The sequence below is a fragment of the Thermomonospora echinospora genome (genome assembly GCF_900108175.1).
GTDB lineage: Bacteria > Actinomycetota > Actinomycetes > Streptosporangiales > Streptosporangiaceae > Thermomonospora > Thermomonospora echinospora.
The window spans coordinates 417,942-432,607 of sequence record NZ_FNVO01000003.1; the positions used below are offsets into that span (position 1 = coordinate 417,942).

Genomic DNA, 14,666 nt, shown 5'->3' on the forward strand with positions numbered 1-14,666 from the left:
TCTCATCCGGGCGGTGCCGCCTTCTCGGTGAATACGCGGCTGGCCAGGAAATCGTCGGGCTGCAAAATGGTGAGTTCCGCCCGGCCGACCCGGCCGCCCTCGGCGATCAGCCGGTTGGCGTGCCGCAGCCGGGCCCGTTCGATGGCGTTGCGCACCGAACGCGCGTTGGCGAACCTGGGGCGGGCGCGGCGCCGTTCCAGGTAGTCGTGGAAGACGGGCTCGGTCTCGGGCGCCAGCGCGTACCCCTCGCGCGCCAGCATCAGGCGCCCGATGGCCTCCAGCTCCTCCCCGGTGTAGTCGGGGAAGTCGATGTGATGGGCGATCCGCGAGCTCATCCCCGGGTTGGAGGAGAAGAAGGAGTCCATCCTGTCCTTGTAGCCGGCCAGCACCACCACCAGGTCGTCGCGCTGGTTCTCCATGACCTGCAGCAGGATCTCGATGGCCTCCTGTCCGTAGTCGCGCTCGTTCTCGGCCCGGTACAGGTAGTACGCCTCGTCGATGAACAGCACCCCGCCCATCGCCCGTTTGAGGACCTCCTTGGTCTTGGGCGCGGTGTGCCCGACGTACTGCCCGACCAGGTCGTCGCGGGTCACCGACACCAGATGCCCCTTGCGGATGTAGCCGAGCCGGTGCAGCAGCTCGGCCAGCCGCACCGCGACGGTGGTCTTGCCGGTGCCGGGACTGCCGGTGAAGCACATGTGCAGGTTGGGCCGCCCGGAGTCGATGCCGAAGCGGGCCCGCGCCCGGTCCACCAGCAGCAGCGCGGCGATCTCCCGGATGCGCGTCTTGACCGGGACGAGCCCGACCAGTTCGGTGTCGAGGGCGTCCAGCACCTCGTCCACCTGCGAGTCGGCCCGTTCCCGGGCCAGGTCGATCCGCGCGTCCGCCGGCAGCGGCGGGTCGGCGGGCGCCTCGGCCTCCGCCGACCCGTTCACCCCGGAACGCATCCCGAACCCCATCCGTTCGGTCATGATTCACCCCCTCGTGGAACCGCCCGCCGGGACCGGCCAGGCGTGAAAGAACCGGTCCCGGCGGGCGGCGGTCTCAGGACCCGTAGCGGTCGCCTTCGGGCCGGTCGGTGGCGTAGGCGTGCAGCGAGACCCGGACGCGGCGGTCGCTGGTCTCCTGCCGGTCGATGCGGAAGCCCGGCTCGGACGGCGGGCGTTGCACGATGAACGACAGCGCCGTGGTCTGCCGCCCGTAACCGGCGTCGTAGGCGTTCAGCCGGATGTAGTGGTTCGGGTACGCCTTGCGGCATTCGTTGATCTCGTACAGGACGCCCGCCGGGTCCTTGAGGTCGAACATCGGCAGGCCCCACATCTCCCAGTAGGAGTTGCGCGGGTGCGGGTCGTCGGTGAACTCCACCGAGCAGGGCCAGCCCCTGCCGAGGGCGTAGGAGATCTGCGCCGCGATCTCCTCGTCGGTCAGGTCGGGCAGGTACGAGAAGGTGCCTTGGGTGATCCGCATCAGACGCTCACAGGGGTCGGGGCGACGTCGGGGGTGTCGGTGGACTCGTAGGTGAAGGTGATGTCGCCCCAGGTGGACAGGGCGACGTCCAGTTCGCGGCTGTGCCTGGCGGCGGCCCGCAGGATGTCGGGGCCCTCGGCGAGGAAGTCGCGGCCCTCGTTGCGGGCCTTGATCATCGCCTCCAGCGCGACCCGGTTGGCGGTGGCGCCGGCCGCGATGCCCATGGGGTGGCCGATGGTGCCGCCGCCGAACTGTAGGATCACGTCCTCGCCCAGGTGGTGCAGCAGCTGGTGCATCTGGCCGGCGTGGATGCCGCCGGAGGCCACCGGCATGACGCCGGGCAGCGAGGCCCACTCCTGGTCGAAGTACAGACCCTTGACCGGGTCGGCGGCGATCTTGTCCTGCCGCAGCGTGTCGTAGAAGCCGGCGACTGAGTTGGGGTCGCCCTCCAGCTTGCCGACGACGGTCCCGGCGTGGATGTGGTCGACGCCGGCCAGCCGCATCCACTTGGCGATGACCCGGAAGCTGACGCCGTGGGTCTTCTGCCGCGTGTAGGTGGAGTGCCCGGCGCGGTGCAGGTGCAGGATGACGCCGTTGGCGCGGGCCCACTTGGCCATCGACTGGATGGCGGTGTAGCCGATGGTCAGGTCGATCATGACGATGACGCTGCCGAGCTCCTTGGCGAACTCGGCCCGCTCGTACATGTCCTCCATGGTCCCGGCGGTGACGTTGAGGTAGTGGCCCTTGACCTCGCCGGTGGCGGCCTGCGCCTTGTTGACGCCCTCCATGCAGTACAGGAAGCGGTCGCGCCAGCGCATGAACGGCTGGGAGTTGATGTTCTCGTCGTCCTTGGTGAAGTCCAGGCCGCCGCGCAGCGCCTCGTACACCACCCGGCCGTAGTTGCGGGCGCTCAGCCCCAGCTTGGGCTTGACGGTGGCGCCGAGCAGCGGGCGGCCGTACTTGCCCAGGTACTCGCGCTCCATGACGATGCCGTGCGCGGGCCCCTGGAACGTCTTGACGTAGTGCGGGGGGATGCGCATGTCCTCCAGCCGCAGCGCCCGCAGCGCCTTGAACCCGAAGACGTTGCCGATGATCGAGGAGGTGAGGTTGGCGATCGACCCCTCCTCGAACAGGTCGAGGTCGTAGGCGATGTAGGCGATGAACTCGCCCTCCTTGCCCGGCACCGGCTCGACCCTGTAGCACTTGCCCTGGTAGTTCTCGTAGCTGGTGAGCCGGTCGGTCCACACCACGGTCCAGGTGGCGGTGGAGGACTCCCCGGCCACCGCCGCGCCCGCCTCCTCCGGCGGCACCCCCGGCTGCGGGGTGATCCGGAACGCCGCCAGGATGTCGCTGTCCTTGGGCTGGTAGTCCGGCCGCCAGTAACCCATCTCCGCGTACGGGATCACCCCTGCCGACCAGCGGCCGCCCGTGCTTCCGTTGCCTGACATCGCCTGCTCCCGTGCCGTGCCGAACGTGGACGGCTCAAGGTTGCGGCAGCGATACTTGCCATGTCCATCAAGTGTTCTGGGCCGACCATCAAGCATTCATTCAAGGGATGAGGATGACCGAGGGGCGCCTGCGCACGTTCGTGGCGCTGGCCGACACCGGCTCGGTGCGCGCCGCCGCCGAGCGCCTGTACGTGACCGAGTCGGCGGTGTCCGCGGCGGTCGCCGCGCTGGCCCGCGAGCTGGGCGTGGCGGTGGTCGAGCGCCGGGGGCGTGGGGTGCGGCTGACCCCGGCGGGCGAGGCGTACGCGACCTACGCCCGGCAGGTGCTCGGGCTGCTGGAGCAGGGCCGGGCGGCGGCGCGCGGCCAGGCCGATCCGGGCCGGGGCACGCTGCGACTGGCGGCCGTGACCACCGCCGCCGACCAGGTGCTGCCCCGGCTGCTGGCCGGTTTCCGAGCCCGCTGGCCGGGGGTGGAGCTGACCCTGGAGGTGGGGCCCAGCCGGCAGGTGTGGCGGCGGCTGGCCGACCACGAGGCCGATCTGGTGCTGGGCGGGCGGCCGCCCGCCGGGGTGCCCGCCACCGTGCTGGCCACCCGCCCGAACGACCTGGTCGTGGTCACCGCGCCGGGCGTCGAGTTCGACCTGCGCACCACGCCGTGGGTGATGCGGGAGCCGGGCTCGGGCACCCGGGTCACCGCCGAGGCGTACCTGGCCGAGCGGGACGCCGACCCGCCGCAGCTGGTGCTGGGCTCCAACGGGGCGGTGATCGCCGGGGCGGCGGCGGGGCTGGGCGCGGCGCTGGTCTCCCGGGACGCGGTGGGCGCGGAGCTGGCCGATGGGCGCCTGGTGGTGATCGACGCCCCCGGCACGCCGCTGCACCGGCCCTGGCACGCGGTCTCCGGGGTGTCGCCCACCGCGACCACCCGGCTGTTCGTGGAGCGGCTGCTGGAGGCCCCCGGCTGGCGTCCGGCCGGGGGACGACCGGAGTGAGCCGGTATTGGATGTGGTATCAGTAAGATCTCCGGATCACCGCTCCCGCGTCTTCCACCGCGAGCGGCACGGTCGGTTCCGGCAGACCGATCCCAGGAAGGGCCCCATGACCGGCGACCGCACGTACGACCTCGTCCTGTTCGGCGCGACCGGTTACACCGGCGGGCTGACCGCCGAGTACCTCGCCCGGCACGCCCCGCCGCACACCCGCTGGGCGCTGGCCGGACGCAACCGGGCCAAGCTGGAGGCCGTCCGCGAGCGGCTGGCCGCGATCGACCCCGCCTGCGGGGATCTGCCGCTGCTGCACGCCGACGCCACCGACACGGCCTCCCTGCAGGCCGTGGCCGAGTGCGCGAAGGTCGTCATCACCACCGTCGGCCCCTACATCAGGTACGGCGAGCCGCTGGTGGCCGCGTGCGCCCGGGCCGGCACCGACTACGTGGACCTCACCGGCGAGCCGACGTTCGTGGACCTGATGTACCTCCGCCACCACGAGGAGGCCGTGCGCAGCGGGGCGCGGATCGTGCACGCCTGCGGGTTCGACTCGATCCCGCACGACCTGGGCGCCTACTTCACCGTCAAGCAGCTGCCCGAGGGCTCGCCGCTGCACGTGGAGGGGTTCGTGCGCTTCAGCGGCGACATCTCCGGCGGCACGCTGCACTCGGCGCTGGAGGTGCTCACCGACCTGCCCGGCATGGTGCGGGCCGAGCGCGAGCGCCGCCGGATCGAGCCGCGCCCGGCGGGCCGCAGGATCCGCATCTCCCGCAGCCCCGTTCCGCGCACCCGGGTCGGCGGCGGGTGGACGCTGCCGATGCCGACGATCGACCCGCAGATCGTGACCCGCTCGGCCGCCGCCCTCGACCGCTACGGGCCCGACTTCTCCTACGGCCACTACGTGGCTGTCAGGCGGCTGGCGGCGGCGGCCGGCATGGCGGCGGGCTCGGCCGCGGCCCTCGTGATGGCCCAGACCCCGCCCACCCGGTCGCTGCTGCTGCGGCTGCGCGACCCGGGCAGCGGGCCGACGCCCGAGCAGCGCGCCAAGGCCCGCTTCAGCGTCACCTTCACCGGCCGGGTCACCGGCGGCGCGCACAAGGGCCAACAGGTCGTCACCGAGGTCGCCGGGGGCGACCCGGGGTACGGGGAGACCGCCAAAATGCTGGCCGAGTCGGCGCTGTGCCTGGCCCACGACGACCTCCCGCAGACGTCCGGGCAGGTGACCACCGCCGTCGCCATGGGTGACGCCCTCATCGATCGGCTGGTCCGGGCGGGGATCACCTTCCGCGTACTGTGAAGGTCGCCCCTGGAACCGGGGCTCCGCCGGCCTGAGCGGGCCTCAGCGGCGCAGCGGCACCAGGGCCTCGATGATGGTGCCGCCGCCCGGCCGGCTGGAGACGTGGACCCGGCCGCCCAGCAGTTCGGCGCGCTCGGCCATGCTCCGCAGCCCGTAGGAGTCGGGGCGGCGGCCGGGGGCGAACACGTCCTGGATGGAGAAGCCGGCGCCGTCGTCGGCGACCCGCAGCCGTACCTGGTCGTGGTCGTGCTCCAGCAGCAGGTGGACGACGGACGCCCGCGCGTGCCGCAGGCAGTTGCCCACCGCCTCCTGGGCGATGCGGTACAGCGCCGTCTGGACGTGGTCGGGCAGCGCGTCCTCCAGTTCCCCGGAGACGGTGACGGTGACGTCCGGCGACGGCTGCCGGGACCCGGCCTCCCGGGCCAGCGTGGCCAGCGCCGCCGTCAGCCCCAGGTCGTCCAGCACCGGCGGGCGCAGCCCCCCGATGGCCGCCCGGGTCTCGGCCGCCGCCAGTTCGCACAGCTCCCGCGCCAGCACCAGCTGGTCGTGTGCCTCGGCGGCGGAGCCGTGGGACAGCGCCTGGTCGCAGGCCGACAGGTGGAAGCCCAGGCCGGCCAGCCGCTGCGCGATGCCGTCGTGGATGTCGCGCACCAGGCGGGCCCGTTCGGCCTCCTGTACCTCCACGGCCCGCTCGGCGAACCGCTCGGCCGAGTGCTCGCGCTCCTGGGCGTTGCGCAGCCGCCGGCACGAGTGCAGCACCGGGGCGAACAGCGCGGCCAGCGCGGTGACCAGGTCGATGTCCTCCTGACGGCAGGGCCCGGCCGAACGGGTGTCGATCACCGCGATGGTGGCCCGGCCGCCCACCGACACCGGCAGCGCGGCGCCCCGCCCGTCGGCGTGCCGGCGCGGCCTGCCGTGCGCCGCGACCCAGCCCACGTCGCCCTCCCCGAGCGGGACGGGCCGGCGCCCCGGGCACTCCAGCACCCGCTCCTCCTCGTCCAGCACGTACACGTCACAGAACGGCAGGTCTGCCGCCGAGCGCACCACCAGCCCGGCCAGCTCCACGGCCATGTCCGGCAGCACCCGGTCCGAGCAGGCCACCGTGACGATGCGCACCAGCAGATCACCGCCCCGCCCGGCCAGCAGCTCCAGCGCGTTCACGGCCCGCCCGCCCTCCTCACCCGCACCGCCGGCGCCACCCGGCCACCGGCCGCAGCACGCTCACCGGGCCGCCCACACTCGCCGGGGCGCCCGCGGTCTTCACCGGAACAGGCCCTCGCGCAGGGCGACGGCGATGGCCGCCGAGCGGTCGGTGACCTCCAGCTTGCGGTACAGCGCCCGCAGGTGGCTCTTGACCGTCTCCTCGCTGAGCACCAGCCGGGCCGCCATCGCCCGGTTGGACAGCCCGGCGACCAGCAGCGACAGCACCTCGCTCTCGCGCTGGGTGAGCCCCCGGTCGGCGCCCGGCCAGAACTCGCCGCGGTTGAGCCGGGCCGCGCTGGCCGCCATCCGGCCCGCCAGCGTCGGGTCGACCACCGTCTCGCCCTGGGCGACCTCCTCCAGCCGCCGCACCAGCTCCAGCCCGTCCACCCGTTTGAGCAGGTAGCCGCCGGCGCCCGCGCGCAGCGCCTCGAAGACGTACTGCTCGTCGTCGTAGACCGACAGGAACACCACCCGGGTGTCCGGCGACCGGGTGGTCAGGTCCCGGCACAGGTCCAGGCCGCTCTCCGGGCCGAGCCGCACGTCCAGCAGCACCACGTCCGGCTGCAGCGCGGTGACCAGCCGTACGGCCTCCCGGGAGGTACCCGCCTGGCCGACGACGCGCACCCGGCCCGCGAACCCGGCCAGCATCGCCTGGAGACCGGCAAGGATCATCTCGTGGTCGTCGACGAGGACCACGCGCACAGGGGGGACCATCCGAGCAACATAACAACCTGAACTACCGGTCAGTAGCCCCCGTTACGGTCCGTCCGCACACCGGCGGCGGGCGATTCACCCTCCGATCACCCCCGGACTCACCTGGAAGGGTGAGGACCCCCGGGAACCGGGCGCCTAACGTCGTGTCCCGTCAGAGGAACGGTGCGGACGGAGGACATCAGGTGCCCCATCGGATCGTGCACATGCTCCGGGCGCGCGGCTCGGCCCGCCGCCCCGTCATGCTCGCCATCGCGGGGGACAGCGCGGCGGGCAAGACGACACTGACCCGGGGGCTCGTGCAGTGTCTGGGGGCGGACCGGATGACCGCGGTGTGCGTGGACGACTACCACCGCTACGACCGCGCGGAGCGCCGGGACAAGCCCTTCACCGCGCTGCACCCCGACTGCAACCACATCGACATCATGGAGCAGCACCTGCAACTGCTGTCGATGGGCGAGCCGATCCTCAAGCCGGTCTACGATCACTCCACCGGCGAGCTGGTACGGCCCGAGCTGGTCGAGCCGCGCGACTTCGTGATCGTCGAGGGGTTGCTGCCGCTGCACACCCGGCTGGCCCGCGCCTGCTTCGACATCACCGTCTACCTGGACCCGCCCGAGACGCTGCGCCACCAGTGGAAGATCCAGCGGGACTGCGCCAAACGCGGCTACACGCCCGAGCAGGTGCGCGCCGAGCTGGCGCGCCGCGAGCCCGAGAGCGCCGCCTACATCCGGCCGCAGCGCCGCTGGGCCGACATCGTGGTCCGCTTCGCCCCGGTCGCCGGCCGCGCCGACCCGCCGGACACCCCGCTGTCGGCCGAGCTGCTGCTACGGCCCACCATCGACCATCCGGAGCTGCGCGGGGTGCTCGACGACGCCGAGCACCGGGCCATGCACCTCAAGCTGCACCGCGACACCGACGGCCGCCCGGTGGACGCCCTGCACGTGCACGGCTACGTGTCGCCGGAGGAGTGCCAGGTCGTCAAGAAGGCGATCTGGGAACGGCTGGGCACCGGCACCACCCTGCCCGGCTCACTGGGCAGGCTCGCCGACGGCGCCGACAGCGACCCGCTGGCCATCACCCAGCTACTGCTGCTCTACCACCTGCTGGACGCCAACCGCCGCCAGGCCGCCTAGTCCCCTTGGTGATCGCCCCACTGGGCGGCCTGCGACCGCGGGCGGCGCGGGGAGGCCCGGAGCCCTGCTCCGGCCGCGCGGCCCTGCGGTACCGGGAGGGCGCCGACGATCTCGCTGGACCCGTCGGCGCCCTCCCGGCCTGTCCCCGGCTGGTCGGGCCACCACCGGCGTGCGCGGGGATCCGCCGCGGGAGCCGCCGGAGCGTCGGCTTCGGCGGGAGCCGCAGGAGCCGTGCGGCGACCGGCTCAGGCGTCGCGGCGGGAGCGGTCCCGCAGGCGGCGGGTCTGGTCGCGCATCCGCTGGGCCTCGGCCTCCAGCAGCCGCCCGGCCAGCTCCGTCACGTGCTCGGCGATCAGGTCGAGCTGGGCGACCAGCTCGTCGGCGGCGGTGCGGCGGGTCGTCCGGCCGCGTCCGGCGGCGAACCAGCCGGGCAGGTTGAGGTAGGTCTCGAAGCCGGCCGGCAGGTCGGTCCGCACGGCCCTGATCAACTCCTGGCGGGCCCGGGGGTCGGCGGCCAGCGGGTCGGGCCGGGCCAGCAGGTCGTCGAGTGTGTCCCTGATCTCCTTGAGCCGCACCATCGCCGGGGGAGGCATCCGCCCGGCGTGCGCGGCCACCCGTTCCACCAGCCGGTCCAGGTCGGCGCGCAGCCGCTCGATCTCGTCCTCGGCGCCGGCCACCACCAACGTCACCCTCTCCGGCGGCGCGGCCAGCGCTCCGGCCGCGTACAGCCCGGCGACGACGAACGGCCAGGAGGAGCCGGTCATGCCCGCGGCGTGCAGGCCGAGACCGGCCAGCCCGCAGGCCGAGCCGACCAGGTTCTTGGTCGATCCCAGATAGCGGACCAGCCGGTCACTGATAGCCACGGATCTCCCTGAACACCACGTCCAGCGGCTGGGAGCGGGCGTCGAAGGTCCGTCCCCCGGTCAGCTCGGCCAGCGCGCCCATCTCGGTGACCGCGGCCTCGCCGAACAGGATGGGGAACACCGGCACGCCCCGTACCCGCTCCGGCAACCCGGCGAAGCGGGCGCGGAAGCCGGCGAACTCCAGGCCGCCGGTGTTCTCCCCGTCCGACATCAGCACGATCGAGGTGAACCGGTCGGGGTCGCGGGCCGCCTGCTCGTCGGCGACCCCGTAGGCCCGCATCAGGCTGTCATAGATCGCGGTGTCGCCCCCGGCGGTCAGCTCCCGCGCCCGTTCCCGGATACGGCCCAGCTCGGCCTCGGGCGCCTCGGCCGGGACGGTGTAGGAGACCGGCTGCCCAGGCGTGCCGCTGAACGGGATGAGCGTGACCTCCTCGCGGTTGTGGAACCGCTCGAACCGCCCCGCCCCGCCCGTCAGCGCGACCAGCGCGGTGCGCAGCGCTTCGATCCGCTCGCCCTTCATCGACCCGGACACGTCCAGCACGTACAGCGTGCGGGACGGCCGGCGGAACTTGTCGTAGTAGGCCGCCAGCAGCGCCTGCACCGCGTCCGGCCGGGCCGGGAACGGCAGTTCGGGCGGTATCGCCGCAGGTTCCGCCGGGGCCGCCTCCGGGTTGACCGGACGCCGGTGGGTCTCGGTCATGATGCGGCGCTGCACGTCCGGCCGCCGCAGGTACTCCCCCAGCCTGCGGTGGGCGTCGGCGGCGTGCGCGGGCGCCGAGGCCAGCAGGGTGAGCGGGTAGTCGGCCGTCACCACCCCGTCCCTGGGATAGATGATCGTGAGCGGCTCGCGGAGCTTGCCGGAGGCGCCGACCGACCGCAGCACCGACTCGTAGTTGATCAGGCCGTCCACCGAGGAGCCCTGCCGTCGTAGGTAGGCGTCCGACAGCCAGCCCGACGAGCCCGCCGTCAGCGTCTGGCCGGCGAAGAAGTCCGTCAGCTTCGGGCCCGCCGCGTCGATGCTCGCCGCATCCAGCGCGCCGCCCCGGCCCGACAGCGCGGACGCCACCGCGACCAGCGCGGAAAAGCCCGAGTTGGACGCCGCCGGGCTGGTCATCCCGTAGGTGAACCGGTGACCGGCCGCCGCCTCGGCGATGTCGGCCCAGGTCGGCGGCCTGGTGTGCCAGCCCAGCCGCTCGGCCGCCGACCGCCGCACGCCCAGCACCACGGGGGAGATCATCGTGGTGGTCGCGGTGCGGAGCCTGCGCTGCGCGTCGCGGTGCAGCGACAGATAGCGGTTGGAGGAGAACCACACCGCCTCGTAGCGGCCGTCGGCCCTGCCATCCACGACCTGCCGGACGCCGTCGAGCGTGCCGGCGTACTCCAGCCTGACCTTGACGCCGATGTCGCGTTCGGCCTGGTCGAGGATCGGCTTCAGATCGGCCAGCTCACTGCCCGCCAGCACCCTCAGCACGCCCTCGCGCGGCTTGTCCCCGGGTTCGTCGCCGCCCCCGGTGCATCCGGACACCGTGAGCAGCAGTGCCGCGGCCAAGGCGGCCGCACGGCGCATCACAGGTCCCCACCGTCCCGCTCGTCCAGGGCGGTACGGATGGCCTCGCCGTCCGGGATGATCGTGGCAGCCCGTCCCGGCGCGATCGGCGCCACCGGCTCGGGCGGGGTGAGGACCGGTTCGTCACCGGTTTCGCTCGTCCGGTTCAATGCGGTCGTCTCCAGGTTGCTCGGGAGGTCTCAGGGAGTGCCGTCGCCGTAGCCCTTCTCAATGCCCCGCAACAGGCTTTCGAGGGCGTCATAGGAGGGCGTGTCGACGACGTTGACGAGGTTCGCCGTAACCGGCACCCGGTGCTCGGCCGTCACTCTGGCGAACTGCGCGGCGTCGGCGGTGCGGAACCCGTGCCGGGCCGCCAGCCGCTGCAACTGCGGATCGGTGGTCAGCAGCCGTCCCACCCGGTCGCCGGCGGGGGTGAGCGGGACGAGGGTGTGCCGGGAGATCACCGTGGGCACCGGGTAGGCCAGCAGCATCCCCGGCTTGATCTGGCCCTGGACGGCACGGCCCACGAACTGCGCCTCGTACACGCACACCAGCGGCGCCTGCCCCATGCCCACCGACAGGTAGTCCTCGAAGGGACCCTCACTGGTGCTCTCGGTGTAGCCCTGGTCGTGGAACAGCCGCCCCATCAGCGGCAGCACCCTGGCCTCCGCCTCGGCGTCGCGGACCACGGCGCTGCCGTTGGCGACGAAGCTGGTGATCGCCAGGTACATCGCCGCCGAGTTGGAGCTGCGCGGGTCGGTGGTGGACACCAGCACGTCCTTGCGCACCGGATAGACGGCGTTGTCGTCGAGTTGGTCCCAGCGCACCCGCCTGCGGGCCAGGTCCAGGTAGCGGGCCACGTCGAACGTCCAGGTGCCGTCGGCCGCCCTGCCGATCACCCCCTCGGCCCGCAGCAGCGCGGCGATCGGCTCGAATGTGGCGATGGCCATCGGCGTGGAGAACGGCGAGTACCGGGCGGTGACCTGCCGGCGCTGCCGGATCCTGTCGGCCGCCGGGGAACTGCCGGGGAAGGCGAAATCGTAGCGGCCCAGGTCGACCGAGGTGGCGATCTGCCGGGATCCGGCGGGATCGGCCTGCACCCGCAGCCCGTGCCGCGCGAAGGCCGCGCGCACGGCCGGGTCGTCGAAGAACGCCTGCTTCTCCGACCCGATCACGCCGCGCACCGGCTGCGTCCGGGAGGGCGGGCCGGCGGCGCGGTCGAGCAGGACCGCGACCGCGACCCCGGCGGCCAGCGCGGCGGCCAGCACGAGGGAAAGGATCCTTTTCATTGGCGCTTCGAGCCTGCGCGCGCCCGCAGGCCGGGATCCGACCGCCGGGTGTCCCGCACATGAACGTCAGATGCCCAGAACTTCCGAACCGGACGAGCACCGCCCGAACGGGCATACCCGGCAGCCTCTGGTGCCGGGGACGGCACCTGGGAGCCCTCGAACCGGCCCGCCGTCCGCATGCGGCGGCCGGGCAGCGGGCGTCCCCGGCGGGCGTTCCCGGCGCGCGGGCGGGCCGCCCCGGGACGCCGGGCGCCTCAGGATCGGCGGGTCAGCCGGCCGGGCCGCGTTTGAGGACGCGGCCGATCGCGGCGGCGACCTCCTCCGACAGGCCGGGCGCCCCAGAGGTCACCAGATCGCCGGGCCGCTCCGGCGGCCTGGCCTCGCGCACGTGCCCGCAGGAACGGCACTCGACCTCGCCCAGCCGGCAGATCAGCGACGCCGAACCGCAGCCGGCGCACCGGTCCAGGCCCGCGGTCCAGTCGTGCGCCCCCTGGCAGCCGGGGCAGATCAGCACCTGCCGGTCGGCCCGTACCCCGCGCTTCCACGGGCTGGCGCCGCGGGCGGGATCGGTCTGCCGCGCCCCGCAGCGGAAGCAGGGCATCACGCCTCCAACAGCCTGGGCCGGGCGGACCCGGCCATGATCACAGCGTGGCGAGCGCCTTGCGGTACTCGTCGATGTCGCGCGCGTCCGCAAGCGCGTTCACGACCTTCCAGCGCACGACGCCCTCACGGTCGATGACGAAGGTGCCCCGGACGGCCACCCCGCGCTCGGCGTCGAACACACCGTACGCCCTGGCCACCTCACCGTGCGGCCAGAAGTCCGACAACAGCGGGAAGGCGTAGCCCTCCCGGTCGGCCCAGGCCCGCTGGGCGAACATCGAGTCGACCGACACCGCCAGCACCCGCGCGTCCTCGCCCAGCGAGGGCAGCGCGTCGCGGATGGCGCCCAGCTCACCGGTGCAGACCCCGCTGAAGGCCAGCGGGTAGAACACCACAACGACGTTGTGCTCGCCGCGGTGGTCCGACAGCCGCACGGGGGTGCCGTGCTGGTCCGTCAGCTCGAAGTCCGGGGCGACGTCGCCCACCTCAACCGCCATGACGCTCCTGCCGATCGGCCCGCCCGACGGGGCCCTGGGACGTTCACTCCCCGCAGGCGGGGAGGGACGGGCACGCCGCCGCCGGGCCGGACCCGCCCCACCGGCCGGCGCCGTCTCACCGCACCGGTCCGTCCAGTCTGCCATCACGGCGTCGCAGGGCCGGACCCGCCCCGGCGCGGCGCCCGGCCGCCGAGCACGGCGCCGGGCGACCGCCGGTGGACTACCTGCGGACCTTCGGGGCGACCAGCCGGGTGCCGGACCAGTCCTGGGCCGCGCTCATGCTGCTGGTCTGCGACAGGCCCGCGGTCGGGGCAGACTCCCCGATGTCACTGGGCTCCACGTGCCCTTCCCTGCCCACCTTGGGCGTCAGCAGCCAGATGTGGCCACCGTCGGCCAACGAGGTACGCGCCTCGACCAGGCCGTCGACCAGGTCCCCGTCCTCGTCGCGCCACCACAGCACCACGACATCGACGACATCTTCGTAGTCCTCGTCGACCAGCTCACCGCCGATGACCGCCTCGATGGAGCGGCGCAGCTCCTCGTCGCAGTCATCGTCATAGCCGATCTCCTGCACCACCTGGCTGGCCTTGAAGCCGAGCCGTTCGGCCAGGCTGCGCTCAGACTGCGCCTGACCCGCGGTCGCGCTCACGAACGTCCTCCCAATGTCGATTGGCCACTCGGTGTGGCGTTGCGGGACAGTTCACACAAGTGATGGCCCCCAGCGCAAGTGCCTTGCGCGCTTTGGCGGGCCGCTCCACATGATCGGCACGTGCCATGCGGCGGAACATCTACCGAGCGTAACAAATCGCGGGGATTCAACCAGCCAGGAAGGACAGCCGCACCTGCCGGTCGGGGTTGTCGACGTTCAGGTCCACGACCGCCACCGACTGCCAGGTCCCCAGCGCCATCCGCCCGCCGATCACCGGGATCGTGGCGTACGGCGGGACCAGCGCCGGCAGCACATGGGAGCGCCCGTGACCGCGGGAGCCGTGCCGATGCCGCCAGCGGTCGTCGGCCGGCAGCAGGTCGGCCAGGGCCGCCAGCAGGTCCTCGTCGCTGCCGGAGCCGAGCTCGATCAGCGCCACCCCGGCGGTCGCGTGCGGGACGAACACGTGCAGCAGCCCGTCGCCCCCGGCCTGCCGGCCCGCCTCCGCGGCGAACGACGCGCACTCGGAGGTGATGTCGTGGACCGTCTCCCGGCCACCGGTGGTCACCCGGATCACCTTGCTTCTCATGCGGATCTGTCTACCCGGGCGATGCCGGCCGGGCAACGGCCGTCCCGCGATGGCACGCCCGGCGGGGCCCGCCGGGGCGGCCTACCCGGCCGCCCCGCGGCAGGCCCCCGGCCGGGCCGGACCGCGTTCAGGTCAGCCTCGCTGCGGCACCCGCCGCCGGGCCTTGGCCTTGCCCGCCTCCACGACGGCGTCCGGACCGGGGAACACCAGGGCGGTGTGCCCGTCGTCGAACTGCACCATGTAGGGCGGCTGGCCGTCGGCGCCGCGCACCTCGATGATCTCGCCGCTGTGGTCCGGCTGGCCCACCGTGTTGCCGTGAACATGCAGCCGGTCGCCCACTGCTGCCTGCATCACGCACCTCCCCGCGATAGATACGCTGGCATTGCTGTCA

The 14,666-nt window shown here is 73.3% G+C and carries 17 protein-coding genes; 3 read left to right on the forward strand and 14 right to left on the reverse strand.

Going from position 1 to position 14,666, the window contains the following annotated elements; all coding sequences use genetic code 11:
- Window positions 1–2: 2 nt before the first annotated feature.
- From cbbX to C4U03_RS09350, 3 genes are all read right to left on the reverse strand, one after another.
- Window positions 3–971: a CbbX protein gene (gene cbbX, locus C4U03_RS09340; protein WP_103937275.1), complete on the reverse strand. Its 969-nt coding sequence runs from the start codon at window positions 969–971 to the stop codon at window positions 3–5.
- 73 nt (window positions 972–1,044) lie between these two features.
- Window positions 1,045–1,467: a ribulose bisphosphate carboxylase small subunit gene (locus C4U03_RS09345; protein WP_103937276.1), complete on the reverse strand. Its 423-nt coding sequence runs from the start codon at window positions 1,465–1,467 to the stop codon at window positions 1,045–1,047.
- Entirely contained in the window at window positions 1,467–2,915 is a 1,449-nt protein-coding gene (locus C4U03_RS09350; protein WP_103937277.1) for a form I ribulose bisphosphate carboxylase large subunit, read from the reverse strand. Before C4U03_RS09350 ends, C4U03_RS09345 begins: the two co-directional genes overlap by 1 nt.
- Window positions 2,916–3,028: 113 nt before the next feature.
- On the opposite strand from C4U03_RS09350, the gene C4U03_RS09355 reads away from it, so the two are divergent.
- Both C4U03_RS09355 and C4U03_RS09360 read left to right on the forward strand, forming a co-directional pair.
- Window positions 3,029–3,904: a LysR substrate-binding domain-containing protein gene (locus tag C4U03_RS09355; protein WP_103937278.1), complete on the forward strand. Its 876-nt coding sequence runs from the start codon at window positions 3,029–3,031 to the stop codon at window positions 3,902–3,904.
- 106 nt (window positions 3,905–4,010) lie between these two features.
- Window positions 4,011–5,195 (forward strand): saccharopine dehydrogenase family protein, encoded by a 1,185-nt coding sequence (locus tag C4U03_RS09360; protein WP_103937279.1) that lies wholly within the window; start codon window positions 4,011–4,013, stop codon window positions 5,193–5,195.
- Window positions 5,196–5,237: 42 nt separating this feature from the next.
- On the opposite strand, the gene C4U03_RS09365 is transcribed toward C4U03_RS09360, so the two are convergent.
- Entirely contained in the window at window positions 5,238–6,356 is a 1,119-nt protein-coding gene (locus C4U03_RS09365; protein ID WP_103937280.1) for a GAF domain-containing sensor histidine kinase, read from the reverse strand.
- A gap of 99 nt (window positions 6,357–6,455) precedes the next feature.
- Window positions 6,456–7,112, reverse strand: a complete 657-nt coding sequence (locus C4U03_RS09370) for a response regulator (RefSeq protein ID WP_200827158.1) — start codon at window positions 7,110–7,112, stop codon at window positions 6,456–6,458.
- Between the two features lie 182 nt (window positions 7,113–7,294).
- On the opposite strand from C4U03_RS09370, the gene C4U03_RS09375 reads away from it, so the two are divergent.
- A complete protein-coding gene (locus C4U03_RS09375) occupies window positions 7,295–8,245 on the forward strand; it encodes a phosphoribulokinase (protein WP_235017731.1) in 951 nt (316 codons plus the stop codon).
- 245 nt (window positions 8,246–8,490) lie between these two features.
- On the opposite strand, the gene C4U03_RS09380 is transcribed toward C4U03_RS09375, so the two are convergent.
- From C4U03_RS09380 to C4U03_RS09415, 9 genes are all read right to left on the reverse strand, one after another.
- Entirely contained in the window at window positions 8,491–9,108 is a 618-nt protein-coding gene (locus C4U03_RS09380; RefSeq protein ID WP_103937282.1) for a hypothetical protein, read from the reverse strand.
- Window positions 9,095–10,675: a vWA domain-containing protein gene (locus C4U03_RS09385; protein WP_103937283.1), complete on the reverse strand. Its 1,581-nt coding sequence runs from the start codon at window positions 10,673–10,675 to the stop codon at window positions 9,095–9,097. Before C4U03_RS09385 ends, C4U03_RS09380 begins: the two co-directional genes overlap by 14 nt.
- On the reverse strand, window positions 10,675–10,824 hold the full coding sequence (locus tag C4U03_RS40315) for a hypothetical protein (protein ID WP_160146934.1): 150 nt from the start codon (window positions 10,822–10,824) through the stop codon (window positions 10,675–10,677). Before C4U03_RS40315 ends, C4U03_RS09385 begins: the two co-directional genes overlap by 1 nt.
- Window positions 10,825–10,854: 30 nt before the next feature.
- Entirely contained in the window at window positions 10,855–11,943 is a 1,089-nt protein-coding gene (locus tag C4U03_RS09390) for a hypothetical protein (RefSeq protein WP_103937284.1), read from the reverse strand.
- Window positions 11,944–12,211: 268 nt separating this feature from the next.
- The gene (locus C4U03_RS09395) at window positions 12,212–12,544 is read right to left on the reverse strand and encodes a hypothetical protein (RefSeq protein WP_103937285.1); all 333 of its coding nucleotides are present in this window, start codon (window positions 12,542–12,544) and stop codon (window positions 12,212–12,214) included.
- Window positions 12,545–12,584: 40 nt separating this feature from the next.
- Entirely contained in the window at window positions 12,585–13,040 is a 456-nt protein-coding gene (locus tag C4U03_RS09400) for a peroxiredoxin (RefSeq protein ID WP_103937286.1), read from the reverse strand.
- A gap of 220 nt (window positions 13,041–13,260) precedes the next feature.
- Window positions 13,261–13,689, reverse strand: a complete 429-nt coding sequence (locus C4U03_RS09405) for a DUF3052 domain-containing protein (protein WP_103937287.1) — start codon at window positions 13,687–13,689, stop codon at window positions 13,261–13,263.
- Window positions 13,690–13,855: 166 nt separating this feature from the next.
- Entirely contained in the window at window positions 13,856–14,275 is a 420-nt protein-coding gene (locus tag C4U03_RS09410; protein ID WP_103937288.1) for a YjbQ family protein, read from the reverse strand.
- Window positions 14,276–14,407: 132 nt separating this feature from the next.
- Window positions 14,408–14,626 carry a DUF1918 domain-containing protein gene (locus C4U03_RS09415; RefSeq protein ID WP_103937289.1) on the reverse strand — a complete coding sequence of 73 codons (219 nt, stop codon included), beginning with the start codon at window positions 14,624–14,626 and terminating at the stop codon, window positions 14,408–14,410.
- Window positions 14,627–14,666 lie beyond the last annotated feature (40 nt).